This window comes from Streptomyces sp. NPDC030165, assembly GCF_055573595.1.
Genome location: NZ_JBVIBD010000018.1, coordinates 100366 through 117566 on the forward strand (window position 1 = coordinate 100366; position 17201 = coordinate 117566).

The 17201-nt window shown below is 73.0% G+C and carries 16 protein-coding genes; 7 read left to right on the plus strand and 9 right to left on the minus strand.

The features are described 5' to 3' along the window. Positions 1–51: 51 nt before the first annotated feature. Complete coding sequence (locus tag ACZ4Z1_RS29700; protein ID WP_468489718.1) at positions 52–690, minus strand: DUF6758 family protein; 639 nt, start codon at positions 688–690, stop codon at positions 52–54. A gap of 234 nt (positions 691–924) precedes the next feature. Between ACZ4Z1_RS29700 and ACZ4Z1_RS29705 the strand changes: the two genes are divergently transcribed. Continuing rightward, positions 925–2238 (plus strand): MFS transporter, encoded by a 1314-nt coding sequence (locus tag ACZ4Z1_RS29705; RefSeq protein ID WP_468489719.1) that lies wholly within the window; start codon positions 925–927, stop codon positions 2236–2238. Positions 2239–2296: 58 nt separating this feature from the next. Here ACZ4Z1_RS29705 and ACZ4Z1_RS29710 read toward each other — a convergent pair whose 3' ends face one another. After that, a complete protein-coding gene (locus tag ACZ4Z1_RS29710; protein ID WP_468489720.1) occupies positions 2297–2893 on the minus strand; it encodes a suppressor of fused domain protein in 597 nt (198 codons plus the stop codon). Positions 2894–3403: 510 nt separating this feature from the next. Here ACZ4Z1_RS29710 and ACZ4Z1_RS29715 point away from each other — a divergent pair. Then, a complete protein-coding gene (locus tag ACZ4Z1_RS29715) occupies positions 3404–4546 on the plus strand; it encodes a magnesium and cobalt transport protein CorA (protein ID WP_468489721.1) in 1143 nt (380 codons plus the stop codon). Positions 4547–4974: 428 nt separating this feature from the next. Next, on the plus strand, positions 4975–5559 hold the full coding sequence (locus ACZ4Z1_RS29720; protein WP_468489722.1) for a hypothetical protein: 585 nt from the start codon (positions 4975–4977) through the stop codon (positions 5557–5559). Positions 5560–5649: 90 nt separating this feature from the next. On the opposite strand, the gene ACZ4Z1_RS29725 is transcribed toward ACZ4Z1_RS29720, so the two are convergent. Continuing rightward, a complete protein-coding gene (locus ACZ4Z1_RS29725; RefSeq protein WP_468489802.1) occupies positions 5650–6363 on the minus strand; it encodes a hypothetical protein in 714 nt (237 codons plus the stop codon). Between the two features lie 361 nt (positions 6364–6724). Between ACZ4Z1_RS29725 and ACZ4Z1_RS29730 the strand changes: the two genes are divergently transcribed. From ACZ4Z1_RS29730 to ACZ4Z1_RS29740, 3 genes are all read left to right on the plus strand, one after another. Beyond that, positions 6725–8023, plus strand: a complete 1299-nt coding sequence (locus ACZ4Z1_RS29730) for a magnesium transporter MgtE N-terminal domain-containing protein (RefSeq protein WP_468489723.1) — start codon at positions 6725–6727, stop codon at positions 8021–8023. Next, positions 8013–8663 (plus strand): DUF1003 domain-containing protein, encoded by a 651-nt coding sequence (locus ACZ4Z1_RS29735; RefSeq protein WP_468489724.1) that lies wholly within the window; start codon positions 8013–8015, stop codon positions 8661–8663. Before ACZ4Z1_RS29730 ends, ACZ4Z1_RS29735 begins: the two co-directional genes overlap by 11 nt. Positions 8664–8777: 114 nt before the next feature. Next, positions 8778–9938, plus strand: coding sequence for an Mrp/NBP35 family ATP-binding protein (locus ACZ4Z1_RS29740; protein WP_468489725.1), 1161 nt, complete (start codon positions 8778–8780; stop codon positions 9936–9938). A 133-nt stretch (positions 9939–10071) separates the two neighbouring features. On the opposite strand, the gene ACZ4Z1_RS29745 is transcribed toward ACZ4Z1_RS29740, so the two are convergent. From ACZ4Z1_RS29745 to sigE, 5 genes are all read right to left on the minus strand, one after another. Continuing rightward, positions 10072–10782: a hypothetical protein gene (locus ACZ4Z1_RS29745; RefSeq protein WP_468489726.1), complete on the minus strand. Its 711-nt coding sequence runs from the start codon at positions 10780–10782 to the stop codon at positions 10072–10074. Between the two features lie 127 nt (positions 10783–10909). Beyond that, complete coding sequence (locus tag ACZ4Z1_RS29750; RefSeq protein ID WP_468489727.1) at positions 10910–11404, minus strand: sec-independent translocase; 495 nt, start codon at positions 11402–11404, stop codon at positions 10910–10912. Between the two features lie 200 nt (positions 11405–11604). Beyond that, positions 11605–13836: a S1C family serine protease gene (locus ACZ4Z1_RS29755; protein WP_468489728.1), complete on the minus strand. Its 2232-nt coding sequence runs from the start codon at positions 13834–13836 to the stop codon at positions 11605–11607. A gap of 134 nt (positions 13837–13970) precedes the next feature. Then, positions 13971–14984, minus strand: a complete 1014-nt coding sequence (locus ACZ4Z1_RS29760) for an anti-sigma factor family protein (protein WP_468489729.1) — start codon at positions 14982–14984, stop codon at positions 13971–13973. Continuing rightward, positions 14981–15775, minus strand: coding sequence for an RNA polymerase sigma factor SigE (gene sigE / locus ACZ4Z1_RS29765; RefSeq protein WP_468489803.1), 795 nt, complete (start codon positions 15773–15775; stop codon positions 14981–14983). Before sigE ends, ACZ4Z1_RS29760 begins: the two co-directional genes overlap by 4 nt. Positions 15776–15940: 165 nt before the next feature. Between sigE and ACZ4Z1_RS29770 the strand changes: the two genes are divergently transcribed. Continuing rightward, complete coding sequence (locus ACZ4Z1_RS29770; protein ID WP_468489730.1) at positions 15941–16624, plus strand: O-methyltransferase; 684 nt, start codon at positions 15941–15943, stop codon at positions 16622–16624. A 231-nt stretch (positions 16625–16855) separates the two neighbouring features. Here the strand turns inward: ACZ4Z1_RS29770 and ACZ4Z1_RS29775 are convergent, their stop codons facing one another. Beyond that, entirely contained in the window at positions 16856–17023 is a 168-nt protein-coding gene (locus tag ACZ4Z1_RS29775) for a DUF3117 domain-containing protein (RefSeq protein WP_003985072.1), read from the minus strand. Between the last annotated feature and the right edge of the window lie 178 nt (positions 17024–17201).

Genomic DNA, 17201 nt, shown 5'->3' on the forward strand with positions numbered 1-17201 from the left:
GGTATCCGGGCGCCCGCGGACGGCCCGCCCGGCCGTCGGCCACCCCGCCCCTCACGTCAGCAGTCGCGGCGACAGCGCCCCGCACGGCAGCAGATCGACCTCGGCGCCCGCTTCCCGCAGGTCGGTCAGGACCAGCTCGTCGTAGAGCAGCAGGCCCGACTCGGCGGGCCAGACCACCGCCCACAGCCACAGCCCGCGTGCCTCCCCCGCGAAGACCGCACGGTCCTCGGGCGCGCCCTCGACGTGCCAGAGCGGGGTCGGGCGCCCGGCCGCCAGGACCTTCACGTGCGCCGGCTTGTTCACGCACATGTGCGGGCCCGGGTCGGGGCCGTCGATGCCCGCGTAGCGTGCGCCGAGGCCGACGCCCAGCTCCTCGGCGATCAGCAGCAGTTCGCCGGGCCCGCCCAGCGGGCCCGGGCCCGAGCAGGCCACCGCGGTGGCGCGCCCGCCGCTGCGGTCGTCGCCCGCGCAGGCCACACCCGTGAACAGCCAGCCGACAGGCAGCGGCCACGGCATCCATACCGGCACCCGGGCGCGGCGTACGACCACGGCCAGCGCCTCGACGCTGGGCGGGACGACCGGTTGCAGAGGATGCACGGTGCCGTGCACGCCGCACTGCCAGGAGTCGGCAAAGAGACCGGGCGCCCGCACCCGGCCACCGCACTTCGGGCAACTGGGTTCGCCCCTCATAGAGCCCCACGGTCCTCCCGGCCGGGCGCCGCGTCAAGGACGATCACCCATCCGGCGCCCCGGCCGGTCCGCCCCACCGGTAGTTGTAGCTTGCATTCTTTAGGGCGGCTAACTTATTGTGTGTATACGGCAACGTTTCATGCGGAAGCGCCGGACCCGGCGGACACGCGGCCCCGACGCACGCAACCGGAGCAGGAACGGGAACAGGAACAGGAACAGGAAGGGGACAACGGCATGTCGGCAAGCGGCAAGAGCGGCCACGGCGGCACCGGAGACGATCCGTTCGACGAGGGCGGAACCAGCATCCTGCGCCAGCCGATGGCCGTATGGGCCACGGCGGGCGCCTCGGTCGTCGCCTTCATGGGCATCGGCCTCGTCGACCCGATCCTCCCCTCGATCGCCACCGGGCTGCACGCCTCCAACAGCCAGGTCTCCCTGCTGTTCACCTCCTACTTCCTGATCACCGCGGTCGCAATGCTGGTCACCGGCTTCGTCTCCAGCCGGATCGGCAGCCGCAAGACGCTGCTCGCCGGGCTGGCGCTCGTGGTGATCTTCGCGGCGCTGTCGGGCACGTCCTCCTCGGTGGGCGAACTGGTCGGCTTCCGGGCCGGCTGGGGACTGGGCAACGCGCTGTTCGTCTCCACCTCGCTCGCCGTCATCGTGGGAGCCGCGAATCCAATGGGGGCATCGCGAAGCGATTCGGCTCGGGACGGTGGCGGGCAACGGGTGGGAAGCGCCGCGGCGATCCTGCTGTACGAGTCGGCGCTCGGCCTCGGCATGGCCTGCGGGCCGCTGCTCGGCGCGGTCCTCGGCGACATGAAGTGGCGCTACCCCTTCTTCGGCACCGCCGTCCTGATGGCCATCGGCTTCATCGCCATCACGGTGTTCCTCAAGGAGCAGCCCCGGCCGGCCCGGAAGACGTCCGTACTGGACCCGGTCAAGGCGCTCGGCCACGGCGGCCTGGCCTCCGCCGCCGTCTCCGCGTTCTTCTACAACTACGCGTTCTTCACGGTGCTGGCCTTCACGCCGTTCGTGCTGGACATGAGCCCGTACAAGTCCGGCGGCGTCTTCTTCGCCTGGGGCGTGCTGCTGGCCGTCTTCTCCGTGCTGGTGGCGCCGCGCCTCCAGGAGCGCTTCGGATCGCTGAAGGTCCTGGGCGGCTCCCTGGTACTGCTCGCCGCCGACCTCCTGGTCCTCGGGTATGGCGACCACGCCACGGCCGTCGTCTGCACGATCCTGTCCGGCGCCTTCATCGGCCTGAACAACACCGTCTTCACGGAGCTGGCGCTCGGCGTCTCCGACGCGCCGCGGCCGGTGGCGAGCGCGGGCTACAACTTCGTGCGCTGGTTCGCCGCCGCGGCCGCGCCGTTCCTGGCGCCGAAGATCGAGGAGTGGACCGACATCCACGTCCCGTTCGTGGTCGCGGCCCTGGCGGCGCTGGTCGGCGCGGGCATCGTGGCCGTACGGCGCCGGGCGCTGACCGTACGGGCGCACGAGCTGGAGCCGCGGCACGCCACCGAGGACGGCGTGTCCGTCTTCGCCGGCTGACAGGCCTCGTCACGGCCGTACGGCGCGCCGCCCGCCCGGGCCGGCGGGCCGTACACCGCTATGTCGGCGCCACTCCCGTACGCAGCGGATCGCGCAGGTCCGTCCCGCCCTTGAGCCACCGTTCCTGAAGCGCCTCGGCGCCGTGCACCCGCTTCCAGGCGGCCTCGTTGGGCGTCATCGGCAGCAGCGGCAGGAAATGAACCGGATCCAGCGGCTCGTCCAGCTCCAGGTCCTCGACCAGCCCGCCGGACTCCGCGACCAGTACGGAGGTGAACGGCGCGCCGGGCCACAGCGGCTCCCCCACGTCCAGCGACGCCCCCGGCGCCACGATCACGCCCTCGACCTGCGGGGACGCGGCGAGGACGGCGAGCGGCCTGAGCACCTTGTCGACGTCGGCGCGGCCCGCCTTGACGGACAGCACCAGTTCGGCGCGCGGGCCGCGCAGCGGGTCGGCCAGCACCGCCGTGGGGTCGGTCATCGGCCGGTCCGACATCCCGAGGGTGACGTAACGCACCAGATCGCCGTCCGGGCCGCCGCCGGTGAAGCGCAGGACCTCGATACGGTCGGTCCCGAGGAAGGTGACGGCGGCGCGCGCGTCCGGCTCGCCCAGGGTCGTACGCAGGCGGGCTTCGACCAGCTCAAGAACGTCAGACATGCCGCGAGCATAGGCCGGGGCCACGGGCCCGGCCGCGGCCGCCCGGCGGGCCGCCCCGGCCCGCGCGCCGGCCGTTCGTATGGAACGGGCAAAGGCGCGCCGGATCGGTTCTGACGGCTGATAGCCTTGCCGTCTGGTCAGGGAATGACGTTCGTCCCCCAGCGGGGACCGGCCGGAGGAGGTGGGGCTGCGGTGGATCCAAGTCGACCGTGCAGTACCGACAGTTCTCCTGTCATCCCCCAGCGCGCCCAGCGGCTTTCTTGATCCAGGGGCTTCCGTACCCCAGCCGTCCGCGGTGAAACCCGTGAAGTGCCTTCGCGCCGGAAGTAGATGACGGAAGAGCGCCTTCGACTCTCGTTTCCGTGTTTTCTGCGAACTGCCGTCAGACCTGCGCACGGAGCGCCGCCCGCTTTGCGGACGTATGGCCAGCGCCGACGCGTACGTCCACGTTCCGGGCAGCGTTACGCTGCGTGCCCACGGCTGGCGGCCGGCCCGTGAAGGAGCCTGCCCATGTCGATGATCCGCGACCTGCGTGCCGCCGTCCGCCCGTCCAAGCGGCGTGAGGACTCCCCGTACAAGTACGACACCGGCCTCCCCGAGGCGGCTCACACCAACAGCGCCATCGTGGACTGCGGCGTCTACCGCGACGGGCGGCGCGTCAGCGACCACGTCACCCCGTCCCAGGCGATGGCGGGCGTCCGGACCGACGGGGGCTTCGCCTGGATCGGGCTGCACGAGCCCACCGAGGCGGAATTCGCCGAGATCGCGCGGGAGTTCGGGCTGCACCCGCTGGCCGTGGAGGACGCGGTCCACGCCCACCAGCGGCCCAAGCTGGAGCGCTACGACGACACCCTGTTCACCGTCTTCAAGACGGTCCACTACGTCGAGCACGCGGAGCTGACCGCCACCAGCGAGGTGGTCGAGACCGGCGAGGTGATGTGCTTCACCGGCCGGGACTTCATCGTGACCGTGCGGCACGGCGGCCAGGGCTCGCTGCGCGCCCTGCGCCACCGCCTCCAGGACGACCCCGAGCTGCTCGGCAAGGGCCCGTCCGCGGTGCTGCACGCCATCGCCGACCAGGTCGTGGACGGCTACATCGCGGTGGCCGGCGCGATGCAGGACGACATCGACGAGGTGGAGATCGACGTCTTCAGCTCCGGCTCGGACGGCAAGAACGCGGCCGCCGCGAAGGGCCCGGGCTCGGCGAAGGGCGGCGACGCCGGGCGGATCTACCAACTCAAGCGCGAGGTGCTGGAGTTCAAGCGGGCCGTGTCGCCGCTGCTGCGGCCGATGCAGGTACTGAGCGAGCGGCCGATGCGGCTGGTCGACTCCGACATCCAGAAGTACTTCCGGGACGTGGCCGACCACCTGGCCCGGGTCAACGAGCAGGTGCTCTCCTTCGACGACCTGCTCAACTCGATCCTCCAGGCCAACCTGGCGCAGGCGACGGTGGCCCAGAACGAGGACATGCGCAAGATCACCTCGTGGGCGGCGATCTTCGCCGTACCGACGATGATCGCCGGGATCTACGGCATGAACTTCGAGTACATGCCCGAGCTGAAGTGGAAGTACGGCTACCCGCTCGTACTGCTCGTCACGGTCGGCATCTGCTTCGGCATCCACCGCGGCTTCAAGCGCAACGGGTGGCTGTGACACGGCGGATCCAGCGTGTGGTGGCTGACCGAACTCAGGCCTTCTTCCCTGAGGCAGCGCCCGGCCGTGTCCGGGGAGAAGGAGAACCGGATGTGCTCGAATGCGGTACGGCTCCATAGGCCGCCGGTATCCGCTCGGGTGAAGCGCATGGCCGAAGCCGACGGTTCGGGGGAGGCGACCGCCGGTATCCCTTCGGAGAAATCCACCCCGCCACACTGAAACCTGCTTCGGCGAAGCACAGCGGTCCACCCTTTCCCGTGCCGCACGCCAGGTCCGCCAGGCGGTCGCGGGAGGGAGCGAAGTCGTACATCCGCGGCTCCGAAGAGAAAAGGCGGTGGCGGAGCGGGAAATGCGCGCGGGCCCGGTCGTGCGGAACAGCGCGTAACCGGCCTGCTCCTACGGGCCCGCCGCCCATTAGGCTGCTCCCCATGACGGAGACCGTGTCGCAGGCGCTGCTGGACCGCGCGCTCATCGAAGAGGCCACGAAGAAGTCCGGCCTCATCTGGGTACGGGGCACCACCGGCCCGGCGCGGGCCCTGTGGCACGTCTGGCACGACGGCGCCGCGTGCGTGGTCGGAGCGGGCTCCGGCGGTACGGGAGCCGACGGTACGGACCGGGCGGCCGACCCGGGCGACGAGCAGCCGCTGCACGACCTCGGCCTGGCCGACGGCGGCACCGCGACCGTCACCGTACGCAGCAAGGACAAGGGCGGCCGGCTGGTCAGCTGGCAGGCCCGGGTCACCGAGCTGACGCCGGACGGCGAGGCGTGGCAGGCCGCCGTGGAGGACCTCAAAGGCAAGCGGCTGAACGCGCCGGACGCGGAGACGATGCCGCGGCGCTGGGCCCGCGAGTGCCGCGTGCTGCGGCTGGAGCCGGTCACGGACGCGTCGGCCACCACGGACTTCGACACCACCGCCCAGGCCGCCCGCCCCCTGCCCACCCCGGCCACCACGCGGGACCCCGTCCCGGCGGCCCTCCCCAAGCTGCTGCGGGGCAAGCGGCGCGGCCGCTGAGGGATTCGGTCGGCGCGGGCCCGGGGTGCCGGAAGACGCTCCCCAGGTGTATTGCTCACGAGCCGTTGACAACGCTCGTGAGCAATACATCTAGTCGCCGAGCGTGATCTGCTTGCCGTAATCGATGATCTGGCTGTCCGCCGGTGCCTGGAGTTCCACCGGCTTGCCCCAGTCGGTGAGGCGTACCTCGCCCGCGCCGCCCGCGCGGCGCAGCCGGAGCGGGTAGGGCTTGCCCTGCAGGGAGACGTCGAGGGTGCCGCCCGCGCCCTGGCCGGCGGCGATGCGGATGGTGCGGGTGCCGTCGAGGGTGCCGCGCTCGCCGGTGGCCAGTTTGCCGTGCAGGCCGAGGAGGCTGCCGAGCAGGACGTCCTTGTCGGTGAAGCCGCTGAAACGCTTGTAGACGGGGTCCGAGGACGGCACCTTCACGTACTTGCCCACCAGCTTGGAGACGGACGTCTCGTCGTCCTTCGACGGGTTGGCGTTCTTCTCGCGGGCCCAGAAGCCGGCGTCCGCCTTGAGGTAGAGCGCGCCGCCGACCCGCAGGAGCTGGAAGGTGGCCGCCTTGGTGGAGAGTTCGCCGCGGGCGCCCTGGGGGCCGAGCCGCATGTCCAGCTTGTAGGTGCGGCCCTGGCTGACGAGGTTGCCGGAGAGCCGTACCGTCCCGGCGCCGCGGGCGGCCGTCTGCGCCTTGGCCTGGATCTTGTCGGCGGGCAGCTTGCCGACCCCGTTGGTCCCGGCGTCCGGGTCCTCCGCCGCGCACCCCGCCAGCGCCCCGGCGAGCACCGCGCACACCGCCGCCGTCAGCGCCGCCCCGCGCCTGCGCTGGGGTACGGCCGGTCGGCGCGAGCAGGCCCCGGCGGGGCCTGCCGAGGGGAAAGCGGTCACGACGGTTCTGCCTCCTGATACGGATGACCTCGACGGCAGTACGGCAGCGTACCCGGGCCCGGGCACGCCGTACGGCGGAGTGCGCGGTGGACACCGTACGGCCCTTCCCCCCGGGGCGGCACCGGGCGGTGCACGTTAGCCTGATGTCGGATCACGCCCCGTCGCGGGGCTTGACCTGCGGAGAAGCGGCAACACGTAACGCCAGGGAAGAGCGGGCGCGGCCGCGCAGCGACGCGGCGGCCCGCTACGGCACAGCGGAACGGAAGCGGAGGCACTCGGCATGGCGGTGGTCACCCCCCGGGTGTTCGTCTCCCACCTCGCGGGCATCGCCGTCTTCGACCCCAACGGCGACCAGGTCGGCCGGGTGCGTGACCTGGTCGCGATGCTGCGGGTGGGCGGCCGGCCGCCCCGGCTGCTGGGCCTGGTCGTCGAGGTCGTCAGCCGCCGCCGGATCTTCCTGCCGATGACCCGGGTGACGGGTGTGGAGTCCGGCCAGGTCATCACCACCGGCGTGGTGAACATGCGGCGCTTCGAGCAGCGCGCGTCGGAGACCCTGGTCCTCGGTGAGCTGCTGGACCGCCGGGTGCGCCTGGTCGAGACGGGCGAGGAGGCCACCGTTCTGGACATCGGCATCATCCAGCTGCCGGCCCGTCGTGACTGGGAGATCGACAAGGTCTTCGTACGGAAGGGGAAGGGCGGGGCGCTGCGCCGCAAGGGAGAGGCGCTGACTCTGGACTGGTCGGCGGTGACCGGGTTCTCGCTGGAGGAGCACGGACAGGGCGCGGAGAACCTGCTCGCCACCTTCGAGCAGCTGCGCCCGGCGGACCTGGCCAGCGCCCTGCACCACCTGACCCCGAAGCGGCGCGGCGAGGTGGCCGCCGCGCTGGACGACGACCGGCTGGCGGACGTGCTGGAGGAGCTGCCGGAGGACGACCGGGTCGAGATCATGGGCAAGCTCGCGGAGGAGCGGGCCGCGGACGTCCTGGAGGCGATGGACCCGGACGACGCCGCCGACCTGCTCTCGGAGCTGCCGGAGGAGGAGAAGGAACGGCTGCTGGGCCTGATGCGGCCGGACGACGCGGCGGACGTACGGCGTCTGATGGCGTACGAGGAGCGCACCGCGGGCGGTCTGATGACGACCGAGCCGATCGTGCTGCGGCCGGACGCGACGATCGCGGACGCGCTGGCCCGGGTGCGCGACCCGGACCTGTCGCCGTCGCTGGCGGCGCAGGTGTACGTGTGCCGGCCGCCGGACGAGACGCCGACCGGCAAGTACCTGGGGCTGGTGCACTTCCAGCGGCTGCTGCGCGACCCGCCGTTCACGCTCGTCAGTTCCGTCGCGGACACCGATCTGCCGCCGCTGCCGCCGGGCACCCCGCTGAACGAGGTGACCAGCTATCTGGCGACGTACAACATGGTGGCGGCACCGGTCGTGGACGAGAGCGGCTCCCTGCTGGGCGCGGTGACCGTCGACGACGTACTGGACCACCTGCTGCCCGACGACTGGCGCGAGGCGGAGATGCACGGCCCGCCGGGCGCGGCAGCGGACCGGGAGGGAGAGCCGGACGATGGGCGCTGAGGAACGGGACGGTGTCAAGGAGCGCGCGCGGGCGCTGAGTGCGGCGCCGGGGCCCGGACCGGGCGGCGGGCGCCCCCGCGTGCGCCTGGACCAGCCGCGCGCGCCGCGCCGGAGCCTGCTGCCGGAGTACGACCCGGAGGCGTTCGGACGGCTGTCGGAGAAGATCGCCCGTTTCCTGGGGACCGGCCGGTTCATCGTCTGGATGACGGTGATCATCGTGGTGTGGATCATCTGGAACGTCTCCGCGCCCGGGCACCTGCGCTTCGACACGTACCCGTTCATCTTCCTGACCCTGATGCTCTCGCTCCAGGCGTCCTACGCGGCGCCGCTGATTCTGCTGGCGCAGAACCGGCAGGACGACCGGGACCGGGTCACCCGCGAGCAGGACCGCAAGCAGAACGAGCGTGCCATCGCCGACACCGAGTACCTGACCCGGGAGGTGGCGGCGCTGCGGCTGGGCCTGGGCGAGGTGGCCACCCGCGACTGGATCCGCTCCGAACTCCAGGACATGCTCAAGGAGCTGGAGCTGCGTCAGATGGTGGACGCGGAGAGCGAGCAGGAGAGCGCCGCGGGCAGTGGCGCGGGCGTCCGGCGGGACGAAGGTGACCGCCGCCGGGGGCGGAGCGGGCGCCGGGAGTGACGAGGGCGACCGTCGCCAGGGCTTTCCGGAGGCCGCCACCGGCGCCGTGCGCCTCATCCGTCACCCGGCCACCGCCCCTTCAGGATGCGCTTCGCGCGGCCGTAGTATTTCGGTATGGCTACCGACACCCCCCAGGGCGCAGCGCCCAGCGAGGACGCGGTCCGCGCCGCGCTCGCCACGGTGAACGACCCCGAGATCCACCGCCCCATCACCGAACTGGGCATGGTCAAATCGGTGGAGATCGCGGCGGACGGCACGGTGGCGGTGGCGGTCTATCTGACGGTCGCCGGCTGCCCGATGCGCGAGACGATCACGTCGAACGTGCGCGAGGCCGTGGGGCGCGTCGAAGGCGTCACCGGCGTCTCGGTCGAGCTGGACGTGATGAGCGACGAGCAGCGCAAGGAGCTGGCGTCGTCGCTGCGCGGCGGCACCGCCGAGCGCGAGGTGCCGTTCGCCAAGCCGGGCTCGCTGACCCGGGTGTACGCGGTCGCGTCCGGCAAGGGCGGCGTCGGCAAGTCGTCGGTGACGGTCAACCTGGCCGCGGCGATGGCGGCCGACGGCCTGAAGGTCGGCGTGGTGGACGCCGACATCTACGGGCATTCGGTGCCCCGGATGCTGGGCGCGGACGGCCGTCCCACCCAGGTCGAGAACATGATCATGCCGCCGTCGGCCAACGGCGTGAAGGTGATCTCCATCGGCATGTTCACCCCGGGCAACGCCCCGGTGGTCTGGCGCGGGCCGATGCTGCACCGCGCGCTCCAGCAGTTCCTGGCCGACGTGTACTGGGGCGACCTGGACGTGCTGCTGCTCGACCTGCCCCCGGGCACCGGCGACATCGCCATCTCGGTGGCGCAGCTCGTCCCGAACGCCGAGATCCTGGTCGTCACGACCCCGCAGCAGGCCGCGGCGGAGGTCGCCGAGCGAGCGGGCTCCATCGCCGTACAGACCCACCAGAAGATCGTCGGCGTGGTGGAGAACATGTCCGGGCTGCCCTGCCCGCACTGCGACGAGATGGTCGACGTGTTCGGCACCGGCGGCGGCGAGCGGGTCGCCGAGGGCCTGACGAAGACGACCGGTGCGCAGGTGCCGGTGCTGGGCTCCATCCCGATCGACGTACGGCTGCGCGAGGGCGGCGACGAGGGCAAGCCGATCGTGCTGACCGACCCCGAGTCCCCGGCGGGTGCCGCGATCCGCGCCATCGCGGGCAAGCTGGGCGGCCGCCAGCGCGGCCTGTCCGGCATGTCGCTGGGGATCACGCCGCGCAACAAGTTCTGAGGCGGTCCGGCGCGGCCTGGGACGGCGGCCGGAACATGCGGAGGGGGGGGCCCGCCGGGCCCGCCCCTCCGTCGTCGTACGGGCGGGGTGCGCCGTGCCGGGAGGGTTCCCCTACGGTCCGCGCCCGGCCGGCTCAGTCCGCCGCCACGCCTTCCGCGGGCACGTCGCCGGCGTCCTCCGCCCCCGCGCCGCTGTCGCCGCTCTCGTACGCGGCGATGTCCTTGACCACCGCGAAGCCCAGACCGTACGCGCTCATCCCGCGCCCGTACGCCCCGATGTGCACGCCCTCGGGGCCGTCGCCCGCCGAGCCGGCCAGCACCCAGCCGTACTCCGACTCGCGGTAGCGGAACGGCGTCGGTACGCCGTCCACCGGCAGCGTCAGCGCGCTCCAGCCCTCGCCGCCGAGGTCGTCCGCCAGCTCCCAGGCGAGCATCGTCTGCTGGTCGAGCCAGTCCTGGCGGAGCGTGCGGTCCATCTGCGTCGGCCATGTACGCGACAGCAGGCCCGATCCGGCGAGCCAGGCCGCCGTGGACGTGGACGTGGCGTCCAGGACCCCCGTGCCGTCGGCGCTGCGCCTGACGGGGCGGCTGGCGACGGTCACCACGACCGCGAAGCGCTCCGCCTCCGGCCGGCTCTCCACCTTTATGGTGGGTTGCTGGCCGTGGCCGGTCGCGCCGTGCTCGACCGTGCCGTCCGCGGCCGCGCCGACCTGCAGCAGCCAGCGGGGACCGGTGAACGCGTCGTCGAGTCCGTACCAGGGGAACGCGGCCGACAGATAGCCGTCGACCTTCCGTCCGGTGCCGGCGGTGACCGCCTGAACTCCTGCCCGACCCGTCGTCTCCATCTGCGCGGAGCCTCCTAGTTGCCCTGCGTCGTGGGCGGCCCGCCCCCCTCAGGCGACCTCACCCCGGACACGGGGAGCATAGTCAACCCGCTCGGCACCAGCGGGCATAAGGCAGGCATAAGACGAGTCAGGTGGCATCCGGATCGAACGGCGGGCGCTCGCTCTGCGCCGGCTTCGGGCCCTTGGTGAACATGTCCGGCGCGGCGGACCCGGCGCCGGAGCCCGTCGCGGCGTCCGGGGCTTCCTTGGTGAAGCTCACCCGGGACGCGGACCCCCGGTCGGCGGAGGAGGCACTGTCGGTGCCGTGCACGGCGTCCGTGACCTCGGCCATCTCCTTCTTCAGGTCAAAGCCGTTACGGATCTCCTGGAGGCCGTACTGGTCGTTCTCCAGCACGTGCTTGCGCACGAAGTTGCGCGGCTTGAGGTCCTCGAACTCGAAGTCCTTGAACTCCGGCCCCAGCTCGCTGCGGATGTCCTCTTTGGCGTTGTCCGAGAACGCCCGCACCTTGCGCACGAATCCCATGACATCGGAGATCACCTTGGGCAACTTGTCCGGCCCGAAGATCAGTACCGCAAGGATCACGAGCGCGACCAGCTCTAGGGGTCCTATGTCGAAGAACACCTTGCAGCTCCTTGGGGTAATCCGTGGCCTACCAGGTCCTAGGGGGCCTAGGGGGACGTGTCGGGCCTATGGGCCGGGCCGCCTATCACGGTACCTGGCCCACGGCGTCCGGCGGGAGTCGCCCGTCCCAACACGGTGCAAACGCCCGGAGCCGGTCCCGGCCGGGCGACCGCCGTCCGGCCGGGTCCGGCCGCGGGCTCTCACTCCTGGCCCGCGGCGCCGAGCGTCAGCTGGGCGGTCTGCTCCTTGCCGTCCCGTCGCAGGGTCAGCGTGAGGCGGTCCCCCGGCCGGTGGCTGCGGACCTTGATGATCAGCTCCTCGCCACTGTGCACGGGCTGCCCGTCCACCTTCGTGATCACGTCCCGCGGCTTGACGCCCGCCTTGGCCCCCGGACCGCCGGGGGTGACGGGGGCGCCGCCGTCCTTGCTCTTTGAGCTGACCCGCGCGCCGTCGCCCGCGTACTCCATCTCCAGCGTGACGCCGATCACCGGGTGCATGACCTTGCCCTTGTTGATCAGCTGCTCGGCCACCCACTTGCCCTGGTTGATCGGTATGGCGAAGCCCAGGCCGATGCTGCCGCCCTGGCCGCCACCGTCCAGGCCGCCGCCGGAGTTGTCGGCCGCGCGGATGGCGCTGTTGATGCCGATCACCCGCGCCCGGGAGTCGACGAGCGGGCCGCCGGAGTTGCCCGGGTTGATCGGCGCGTCGGTCTGCAAGGCGTCCACGTACGAGACGTCGCTGCCGTCCCCCTTCTTGCCGCCCGCCGTGATGGGCCGCTGCTTGGCGCTGATGATGCCGGCGGTGACGGTGTTGGCGAGGTCGTACGGGGCGCCGATCGCCACGACGGGGTCGCCGACCCGCACGGAGTCGGAGTCGCCGAGTGCCAGCGGGCGCAGCCCGGAGACGCCCTGCACCTGGACGACGGCCAGGTCGTAACCGCCGTCCCGGCCGATGACCTTGGCCTTGGCCGTCTGGCCGCCGCTGAAGGAGACCGATATCTCGCCGCCGGTGCCGGCCGGCTCGACGACGTGGTTGTTGGTGAGGATGTGGCCCTGCTTGTCGAGGACGAAGCCGGTGCCGGTGCCCTGCTCGCTGTTGCCGCGGACGTGCAGGGTGACGACGCTGGGCAGCGCCGCCTGCGCGATGCCGGCCACGCTGTCCGGCTTGCGGCCGCCCTGGTCGCCGGTGTCCTGCGGCAGCTCGATGCTGCCGAGGCCGCCGTTGCGCTCGATGTACGCGCCGACGCCGCCGCCGATCCCGCCGGCCAGCAGCGCCAGGGCCACCGCGCCCGCGGCCAGCGCGCCGCGGCGGTTGCGCTTGGGGGGCGGCGGCGGAGGCGGCGTGCCCAGGGGCATCACCGCACTGTGCTGCGGCGTCCGCCAGGGGTCGTACTGCTGCCAGTGGCCCTGGTGCTCGCCCTGCGGGTGGGGCGGCTGGGGGGACTGGGGCTGATGGGGGGATTGAGGCTGCCGGGGGCCTGTGGCCGCGCCCGGCTGCGGGTCCGTCCCGCCGCCCGGTCCGGGCTGCGGGAGGTGCTGGGGCTGGGGCCGGCCCTGCTGCGGCGCACCGTGCGCCTCGGGAGGGAGCGGGGCGCCGCCGGACGTTCCGTGGGCGACGGCGGGAGGCCGGGCGCCGTCCGCTGCGGCGAGCCGGGTGGTGTCCGTGCCGGACGGCGGGGTGGCCCCCGCCGGGTACGGCGCGGGCTGGGCATGCGGCTGCTGGGCGTGTCGGGGCTGGGCATGCGCGGACGTGGGCTCGGCCTGCGGCATCGGCGTACGGGCGGAGCCTTCCTGCGGCTGCGGGCCCGCGGGGGGCTGCGGCTGGGCGGAGGACGGCTGCTGGGGCGGCGGTACGGGCGCGCCGGCTCCGTACGCGGGCTGCCCGGCGGGCGTCGGTGCCGCGCCCTGCGGTGCGGGGCCCGTGCTCTGCGGCGGGACACCCGTGCCGTGCGCCGGGGTGGCCGTCGGACGCTGCACCGGCGGCGCGGGGGCCCACGGGCCCGGGTCGCCGTACGGGGGCGTGCCGTACGGGTCCTGAGGGTGCAGCGGCTGCTGCCGCGGCGGGGCGGCCGGCGGCGCGGGGACCTGCGGCGCGGAGGCGTGTGCGGAATCGTGCGGCGCGGAGGCGTGCGGTGCGCCGGTGTCCGCGCCGGGAGTGCTGCCGGGAGCTTGGGCCGACTCCGTGCCTGCGCCGGTCTGCGGGCCACCCGGGCCGGCCTGCGGACCGCCCGCCCCGGCCTCGTCCTGCCCGGCGGGCGCGGCACCGGCCGCCGCCGCGGGCAGGGCCGCGAATTCCCGGGTGGCGGCCGCCCCTTCGGCCCCGGATGCCCCGGGGCCGGGCGCGGCGGGTGCCTGTGCCGACGGCTCGGCGGGCTGCTGCCCCGACCTGCTCCACCAGTTCCGCTTCGGCCCGGCGGCCGTCCCCTCGTCCATGGTCTCCGTGCTCCCCACCGATTCGCCCGCTGTGTCAGGCGGGCACCACCACCTCGCCGGCGGCGCGTCCCCCAAGGGGAACGCCGCCCGGACAGCGATTCAACCAGGTCCGCGCGACCCCGCGCAGAGCCCGGTCAGCGTGGGGCGGGGCGGTGGGCGGTCAGCGCCTCCCGGGAGGCGAGGCCGGACGGTACGGCGGGCCCGGCCAGGGGGCGTCCGGCCGCCGCCGACGGCAGGTACGGGCCTTCGACGACCGCGCCGGACTGCGTGCTCGGCGCGGTGCCCTGCGCGGGGTGGTACGGCATGGGCTGACCGGTCTGGAGCGTCAGCGCGGGCAGGCCGGACCGGCCGTCGGAGAGGAACGCGACCTGCGACAGGGGCAGCGACGGGACGGGGCGTGCGGCCGCCGGTGCCGACGGGCCGGTCAGGCCGAGCGAGCTGGGGGCCGGTTGCGGGGTCACGCCCGCGCCGGGGAGCGGCCGCGCCCAGGGGGAGCCCGTCGCGAACAGCAGGGCCTCGCCGCGGGTCATGCCGGGCCGGCCGACCGGTCCCGGGGTGGCGCTGAGCGGCGTCATCTGGCTGCCCGTACCGTCGGCGCGGCCGCTCGGGGTGTCGACCGCCGCCTCCAGCGGCAGGGCGCCGCCGAGCGCGAACGCCGCCAGGGAGACCGCGCCGGCCGCCGCGAAGGCGAAGCGGCGGCGCTGCGGTGCGGGCCGGGCCGGCTCGTGGATGCGGAAGCCGCGCGAGCGCGGCTGACGGGGCACCGCGCCGACGGCATGGCTGCCGGACGGTACGTACCGGAACGAGCCGCCGCGCGCCTCGAACTCGCCGCCCTCGGTGAAGTCACCGCCGAACGCGCCGCGGCCGAAGCTCCCGGGGCCCAGCCGACTTCCGGAGCCGTCGGCATCACCCCCGGGCAGGCCCTGGAGGCGCGCCAGCAGCCCCTCGGAGGGGCCGGGGGGCGCCGTCGCCGCGAAGACGTTCTTCAGCTGCCGCTGGTCGTCGGCCTCCGCCTTGCACTTTCCACATGTAGCGAGATGCGCGAGCACCCGCTCGCGCGCGTCATGCCCCAACTCCCCGTCGACCAGAGCCGCGAGGCGGTCGCCGAGATGATGCTCGGCGGGGGACGGACCGCCTGTACCGCTCACGCGATTCCGACCTCCCCTGTGGCGACCGAAGTGAGCGGCCGCCGGTCGCGCTCCTCGGCGCGCGCCGCCGGGGAGCGGTGCTTGAGCGCCTTGCGCAGGTGGGAGCGGCCGCGGTGGATCCGGCTGCGGACCGTGCCCAGCTTCACGCCGAGGGTGGCGGCGATCTCCTCGTACGACAGGCCCTCGATGTCGCAGAGCACCACGGCGGCGCGGAACTCGGGCGCGAGGGTGTCCAGCGCCTGCTGGACGTCGGCGTCGAAGTGGGTGTCGTTGAAGTGCTGCTGCGGGGAGGGCTCGCGGCTGGGGAGCCGCTCGGCCGCGTCGTCACCGAGCGCGTCGAAGCGGATGCGCTGGCGGCGGCGGACCATGTCCAGGAAGAGGTTGGTCGTGATGCGGTGCAGCCAGCCCTCGAAGGTGCCGGGGGTGTACGTCGACAGCGAGCGGAAGACGCGGACGAACACCTCCTGCGTCAGGTCCTCGGCGTCGTGCTGGTTGCCGGTGAGGCGGTAGGCGAGACGGTAGACCCGGGCGCTGTGGGTGCTGACGATCTCCTCCCAGCTGGGCGGGGTCCAGGCCTGCGCATCCGCTTCGGCGGCGAACGTCGCTGTCGTAGCGGTGTCAAAGGCCCCTCCCCTACCCTTGAGGCCGTGGGAGCGGGAACGGTCAGCGGTGTCTGTCACGGATTTCGGCTCGACGGCCGACCGCCTGAGGCGCCTCGGCACCCATCGGTCACCCGCCGCAGCCGCACCTCCCCTGGTGGCTCTGGTGGTGTCCAGTAGAGCCCCTACCATATCCACCTCGCCCGTTAGCTCCGGATAAGCAGATTTGACCTGCTTTTGGCCTGGCTTCGCGTCATCCCGCACGTCTCGTTGGGTCTTCACCGATGCATCCCCCCTGCTGTGCTTCAACGCCCGGTCCCATCTGCGGGTTCCCGCACGCAGCGGATACAGTCACGGTTGCGTCAACTACGGGGACAGGAGAGGGCCATTACCGGCAACCGGCAGACGAGCTTGGCATTCGCCGAGGCGTACGGCGCCGGGACCATCGACGACGAGGCCGACGCCGCCCTGCACTGGTCCCGGGAGCGGGCGCGGGAGGCGGGCATCCGCGCGGTGTCCACCGGCACCGGCACCGCGTTGCGCCTGCTCGCCGCGACAGCCGACGCCAAGGCGGTCGCCGAGATCGGCACCGGCACGGGAGTGTCGGGCATCTATCTCCTGCACGGCATGCGCCCGGACGGCGTCCTGACGACGGTCGACCTGGAACCGGAACGGCAGCAGTTCGCGAAGCAGGCGTTCCGGGAGGCGGGCTTCGCCGGCAACCGCGCGCGCTTCATCCCGGGCCGCGCCCTGGACGTCCTGCCCCGGCTCGCCGACGGTGGCTACGACCTCGTCTTCTGTGACGGCGATCGCATGGAGTGCCTGGACTACCTCGCTGAATCGTTGCGGCTGCTGCGCCCCGGCGGCCTGGTCTGTTTCGAGGGCGTCTTCGCCGACGGCCGTACGGTCGACTCCGCCGCGCAGCCCGCCGAGGTGCTGCGCCTGCGGGAGCTGCTGCGCACGCTCCGCGAGACGGACACGCTGGTCCCGTCCCTGCTGCCGGTGGGCGACGGCCTGCTGTGCGCCGTCAAACGCGGCTGAGCGCCGGCCGTGGCACGTACGAGGGGCGCTGCGCCGCGGCCAGTACGGGGACCGCTCGGGGCTCGCGCGGGAGCGGCCGGGGCCCGTACGACGCCGGCCATGGCGCGTCCGGGAACGAACGCGGCCCCGGCAGGCACCGCGCACTCGCGCGGCACCCACCGGGGCCCGGGTATTCGGCTGGGGGTCCAGGGCTCAGCCCCGGGAAACCGCAGCATCAGGGCGGCTGCCCTGTCAGACGGTGACCTTCTCCAGGGCCTCGCCCAAGGCCTTGGCCTCGTCGGGAGTCAGCTCGACGACGAGTCGACCGCCGCCTTCGAGCGGAACGCGCATGACGATGCCCCGCCCCTCCTTGGTCACCTCGAGCGGGCCGTCGCCCGTCCGCGGCTTCATGGCCGCCATGCTCGTTCCCCTTCCTGAAACCAGCTCACGCAGCCGACAACCCAGGTGTCACCGGCATCGAACACATTGCTTCCAGGCCATTATCCCGCATCGCACGACCCGATGACCAACATCGGGGAGCATCCCTTCGGCAACGCGCTCTCGCAAAACCACTCAATTCGGGGAGTGGGCTGCGATA